General features: G+C 67.7%; 5 protein-coding genes. 4 read left to right on the forward strand and 1 reads right to left on the reverse strand.

Annotated elements, in window-relative coordinates:
- Nucleotides 1–427: 427 nt before the first annotated feature.
- Nucleotides 428–1,288: an RNA polymerase sigma factor RpoD/SigA gene (locus VFZ20_RS20315; RefSeq protein WP_329685767.1), complete on the forward strand. Its 861-nt coding sequence runs from the start codon at nt 428–430 to the stop codon at nt 1,286–1,288.
- Between the two features lie 397 nt (nt 1,289–1,685).
- On the opposite strand, the gene VFZ20_RS20320 is transcribed toward VFZ20_RS20315, so the two are convergent.
- Nucleotides 1,686–2,210, reverse strand: coding sequence for a CAP domain-containing protein (locus tag VFZ20_RS20320; RefSeq protein WP_329685768.1), 525 nt, complete (start codon nt 2,208–2,210; stop codon nt 1,686–1,688).
- Nucleotides 2,211–2,492: 282 nt separating this feature from the next.
- Here VFZ20_RS20320 and VFZ20_RS20325 point away from each other — a divergent pair, with 282 nt between their 5' ends.
- The 3 genes from VFZ20_RS20325 (at nt 2,493) to VFZ20_RS20335 (ending at nt 4,566) form a co-directional block, all read left to right on the forward strand.
- Nucleotides 2,493–2,852, forward strand: a complete 360-nt coding sequence (locus VFZ20_RS20325; protein ID WP_329685769.1) for a type II toxin-antitoxin system RelE/ParE family toxin — start codon at nt 2,493–2,495, stop codon at nt 2,850–2,852.
- Nucleotides 2,853–2,874: 22 nt separating this feature from the next.
- The gene (locus VFZ20_RS20330; protein ID WP_329685770.1) at nt 2,875–3,198 is read left to right on the forward strand and encodes an XRE family transcriptional regulator; all 324 of its coding nucleotides are present in this window, start codon (nt 2,875–2,877) and stop codon (nt 3,196–3,198) included.
- Between the two features lie 129 nt (nt 3,199–3,327).
- The gene (locus VFZ20_RS20335; protein WP_329685771.1) at nt 3,328–4,566 is read left to right on the forward strand and encodes a cysteine desulfurase-like protein; all 1,239 of its coding nucleotides are present in this window, start codon (nt 3,328–3,330) and stop codon (nt 4,564–4,566) included.
- Nucleotides 4,567–4,654: the final 88 nt, after the last annotated feature.

Consider the following 4,654-nt stretch of genomic DNA (forward strand, 5'->3'; position numbering starts at 1 on the left):
CCCCCTCGGCGGGCGAGGAGGTGCCCGCCTCCGTGCACGAGCTCTTCAATCCGCCTGCTCGCCCTCTCTCGTCCACTTCCGCGCCGCTGGGCACCCTTCGCAACCTGCCCCACTACATTTACTTACCCGTGATTTCTCCCCCGTTTTCGGGGCGCCTGCGTAGCAGATGGGCGCAAGAATTGCGGCACGCCGCGCAGCCACGAAATGGGCGGGGCAGCGGAACCTTCTGGACGCCGGACGCTATTAGCGCCGGCAGACACACCTTCGCGCGCCGGGAGAAAAAGATTTGACTTTGGACGCCAGAGGGTCTAAATTCACCGGTTATGACTTCCCGGGAAGCAAGCCGCTCCGCGTGAACTGAGGGCAGCGGGCCTCGCACACCACCGAGGCTCGCTGCTCTCGTCATTTTACCAAAGGACGAGCTAACATGTTCTTGAGCTCACGGGCACTGGATTCGTTCGATCAGTACCTGCAGGACGTGGAGAAGTACCCCCTGATCGACGATCCCGCCGTGGAGCGCGCCCTCGCCCACAGGGCGCGCGCCGGAGACAAGCAGGCCGCCGAACGCCTGGTGACGGCCAACCTGCGGTTCGTGATCTCCTACGTGAAGAAGTACCAGGGCCGGGGCCTTGGCCTGGCGGAACTGGTGTGCATCGGCAACGAGGGCCTGCTCAAGGCCGTCAAGAAGTTCGACCCCGACAAGGGCGTCAAGTTCATCTCGTACGCCGTGTGGTGGATCCGGCAGACCGTGCTGCAGGCCCTTGCCGAGCAGACGCGGTCCGTGCGCATTCCGCTCAACCAGAACTCCAACCTGGTGCGCCTGTCCCGCGTGGACACCGCGCTCACCCAGCAGCTGGGGCGCTCCCCGACCGACGAGGAGATCGCCAACGAGATGGGCGAGCCGGTCGACACCATCCGCGCCCTGCGGCGCGTGGCGGCCAGCGAGCTCTCGCTCGACGCCCCGCTGGACCGTGGCGACCGCGACAGCGCCAGCTTTGGCGAGCGCTTTGCCGGCAGTGAGGCCGAGCAGATCGAGGAAGAGGTGGAGTCGCAGGCCCGCCGCGAGTTCCTCGAGAAGATGTTCGAGAAGTACCTCACCGAGCGTGAGCGCAAGATCCTCTACCTCTACTACGGCCTGGACGAGGGCGAGGAGCGCACGCTGGAGGAGATCGGCAGCATGCTGGGCGTCACGCGCGAGCGCATCCGCCAGATCCGCAACCGCGCGTTCGAAAAGCTCCGCGAGAGCCCCGACGGCGCCGCCCTGGAAGGCTTCTGGGCCCTGTCCTGATCCGGCCCTGCCGGTGAACAACGAAGGGGAGACGACGCACGTCGTCTCCCCTTCGTCTTTTCCCATCCCCTGCTGCCTCCTCAGAATGACAGCGGGGCGAGATCCCGTTGTCGCGGTTTCTTTTACACTATCCCGTGCCGTCATTCTGAGGTCGGCCGGCGCCAACTGGATCTCACCCGGGCTGGATGGATGAGGCGCCGGCCGACCGAAGAATCTGGTCGCCGGAGTACGTGATCTTGCCCGCGCGCTGAGTTCGCGCGCGAGGGGTTCGTGCACGGGCGGGGTCCGCGCGCGGCGCGACCAGATTCTTCAGTCGGCGCCACCCTGCACGGGATGGATCACGACGCGCCTCTTTCAGAATGACAGCCGGGGCGAGATCACGTTGTCGCGATCCTCGTCAGTTTCCGCGCGTGCTGTCCGTCTCCGCCGGCTGTGCGATCAGCACCACCCAGTAGTGCCCGTAGCGGCTGTTGGGCCGCCACGCGTACCCGATGCCGAACTCCGTCTGTGCGGCGAAGATGGGATTGAGCCCCAGCAGGTGCGTGCGGTGGTGCGTGGAGCCCATGAAGTAGCTCCACGCCGTGCGCGCGCTGGCGTATCCGCCCGCCGCCGATTCGATGTTGTTGCCCGACAGCGCGTGCTCGTACGCGGGCGGCAGCGCGTAGCCGGCGTGCTCCACGAGCGTGTTGGGGCCGATGCCCTCCGGCGTCACGTGCGCGAAGTAGCCGCGCAGGGCCATGTCCCACGCGCGCGCCCGCGCCACGCTGTCCAGCACGGGGTTGCGCCGCAGCGCCGGCCGTCGCTGCTCGCGCGCGCCCGTGAGGATGGCCGCGAACTCGGCCTCGCGCAGGGCCGACACGGAATCCGCCCAGCGCATCTGCGCCGCCGTGTACGGCACCCGCTGCGGCACGTTCTGATACACGACGCATCCGCCAAGCAGCAGGACGACGGCGAGGATCGTGGTTCGGACGCTGCTAAATCTTTGAATAGACACAAGATGAACTATGTCGGAGTCTGACCGGAGTACAGGCAATTCGGTCTGAAAGTTACGCGGATCGGGCGGATTCTCAATTGGAGCGCAGTCCCGGAGCCGGGGCTTGCGCTTGTCCTACATGTACACTTTATTCTGTGCTCGCTGTAAACCTCCGGCCGAGTTGCATCAGGCGGGATTCCTTTGACGGAATATTCCCCAGGTGTTATTCTTATGACGTACGAAGTCGAGTACACGAACGAATTCGAGGAGTGGTGGCGCGGATTGGCTGCTGACGAGCAGAACTCGGTCACCGCGACCGTCGGGTTGCTGGAGGAGCTCGGCCCGCACCTGCCGGCGCCACACAGCTCCGCGATCTACGGCTCTCGCCATGGGCACATGCGCGAGCTTCGGATTCAGCATGCAGGCCGTCCGTACCGGGTGCTGTACGCGTTCGATCCACGACGGATCGCAATCCTGCTGATCGGCGGGGACAAGACGGGGGACGCTCGCTGGTACCAGTGGATGATCCCCATCGCGGATGACCTGTACGATCAGCATCTGCGGGAGATCCGGCGGCCGCGCGATGCATGAAAGGTTCATCGAGGAGACGACCATGGCGCGCAAGTTCAAGGAGCTGGTGGCGGACTGGAGCCCGGAGCGGGTTGCTGCCGTCGAGGAGCGTACGCGGGAACTGCTGCGGGAAATGCCCATCTCCGAGCTGCGGCAGGCGCGAAACGTGACGCAGGAGGCGCTCGCGGCATCGCTGGGAACGTCGCAGGCAAGCGTCTCCAAGCTGGAGCGCCGCAACGACATGTACCTCAGCTCGCTCCGCAGGATGGTAAGGGCGATGGGTGGCGACCTGGAGATCACGGCGCGGTTCCCGGACGGTGATATCCGTCTCGGCCTGCAGGATCGCGACGCGGTTCCACGCCGGTAGCCCGCACGCTACGTTCCACGAACAGCCCCGGCCTCCGCCGGGGCTGTTCGTTTTGGCGCGGAGGCTTACATTCGGGCTTCCACGCCGCGCGACGGGGCGTGATCCCCATCCTCCGACGTCGAGTTCCGCATGTCCGAACAGTTCGCAGCCCGCGTCCGCGCCGACTTTCCCGTGTTCGAGCGGCAGATCGGCGGCCGGAGCATCGCTTTCTTCGACGGGCCGGGCGGCAGCCAGGTGCCGCGCCAGGTGGGCGACGCCATGCGCGACTACCTGCTGATGCACAACGCCAACACGCATGGCTTCTTCGCCACCAGCGAGGAGACGGACGCCGTCATCACCCGCGCGCGGGAGAACATGGCGGCGTTCCTCAACGCCCCGTCCCCGCGCGAGGTGGTGTTCGGCGCCAACATGACCACGCTCACCTTTCACCTGTCGCGCTCGCTGGGCCGCGAATGGGGCCCGGGTGACGAGGTGATCGTGAGCCAGCTGGACCACCAAGCCAACGTGGCGCCCTGGCGGCGGATGGCCGAGGACCGCGGGATGACGGTGCACGTGGTGCCGTTCAGCGCGGAGACGTACACGCTGGACTTGGACGCGCTGGAGCGCGCGCTGTCGCCGCGGACGCGGCTGGTGGCCATTGGCGCGGCGAGCAACGCTATCGGCACGGTGAACGACGTGGCCCGCGCGGCGCGGCTGGCGCGCCAGGCGGGCGCCCTGAGCTTCGTGGACGCCGTGCACTACGCGCCGCACCGGCTGCCGGACGTGCAGGCCATCGGCAGCGACTTCCTGGCGTGCAGCGCGTACAAGTTCTTTGGCCCGCACATGGGCATCCTGTGGGGTCGCGCGGAGCACCTGGAGCGCCTGACGCCGTACAAGGTGCCGCCGGCGTCCAACGCGTCGCCCGAGCGGTGGGAGACGGGCACGCTCAACCACGAGGGCATGGCCGGCACGGCGGCCGCCGTGGAGTGGATCGCATCCCTCGATTCCCACGGGCCGGGCAACAACCTGCGCGCCTCGCTGGAGCGCGCGTTCAGGGCCATCCACGCGCACGAGACGGAGCTGTTCGCCGCCCTGTACGCGGGGCTGACGGGGATCCCCGGCGTGCGCGTTCACGGCTCGCCCGCGGACGGCATGCGGACGCCCACGGCGGGCTTTGTCATCGACGGCGTGTCGCCGGACGAGGCGGCGCGGCGGCTGGGCGCGGAGGGCGTGTTCGTGTGGAACGGCGACTTCTACGCGACCACCGTCTGCGACGTGCTGGGGCTGTCGGACTGCGGCGGGCTGATCCGCGCCGGCATCGCGCCGTACACCACGGCGGATGACGTGGAGCGGCTGGTCACGGGCGTCCGCGCGCTCGCCCGGGGCTGAGGCAAGGCCGATGCAGGGCCGGGACGCGGTGGTGCCGTTCCGCTGGGATGTTTCCCGGCGCGAGCAGCTGGGGCGGCTGCTGGAGCCG

The organism is Longimicrobium sp., assembly GCF_036280135.1.
Lineage (GTDB): Bacteria > Gemmatimonadota > Gemmatimonadetes > Longimicrobiales > Longimicrobiaceae > Longimicrobium.

What these genes read in the sequence shown, in the direction of transcription:
- VFZ20_RS20315 (WP_329685767.1), top strand. Translation starts at nt 428, where the DNA reads ATGTTCTTGAGCTCACGGGCACTGGATTCGTTCGATCAGTACCTGCAG.
- VFZ20_RS20335 (WP_329685771.1), top strand. Translation starts at nt 3,328, where the DNA reads ATGTCCGAACAGTTCGCAGCCCGCGTCCGCGCCGACTTTCCCGTGTTC.
- VFZ20_RS20325 (WP_329685769.1), top strand. Translation starts at nt 2,493, where the DNA reads ATGACGTACGAAGTCGAGTACACGAACGAATTCGAGGAGTGGTGGCGC.
- VFZ20_RS20330 (WP_329685770.1), top strand. Translation starts at nt 2,875, where the DNA reads ATGGCGCGCAAGTTCAAGGAGCTGGTGGCGGACTGGAGCCCGGAGCGG.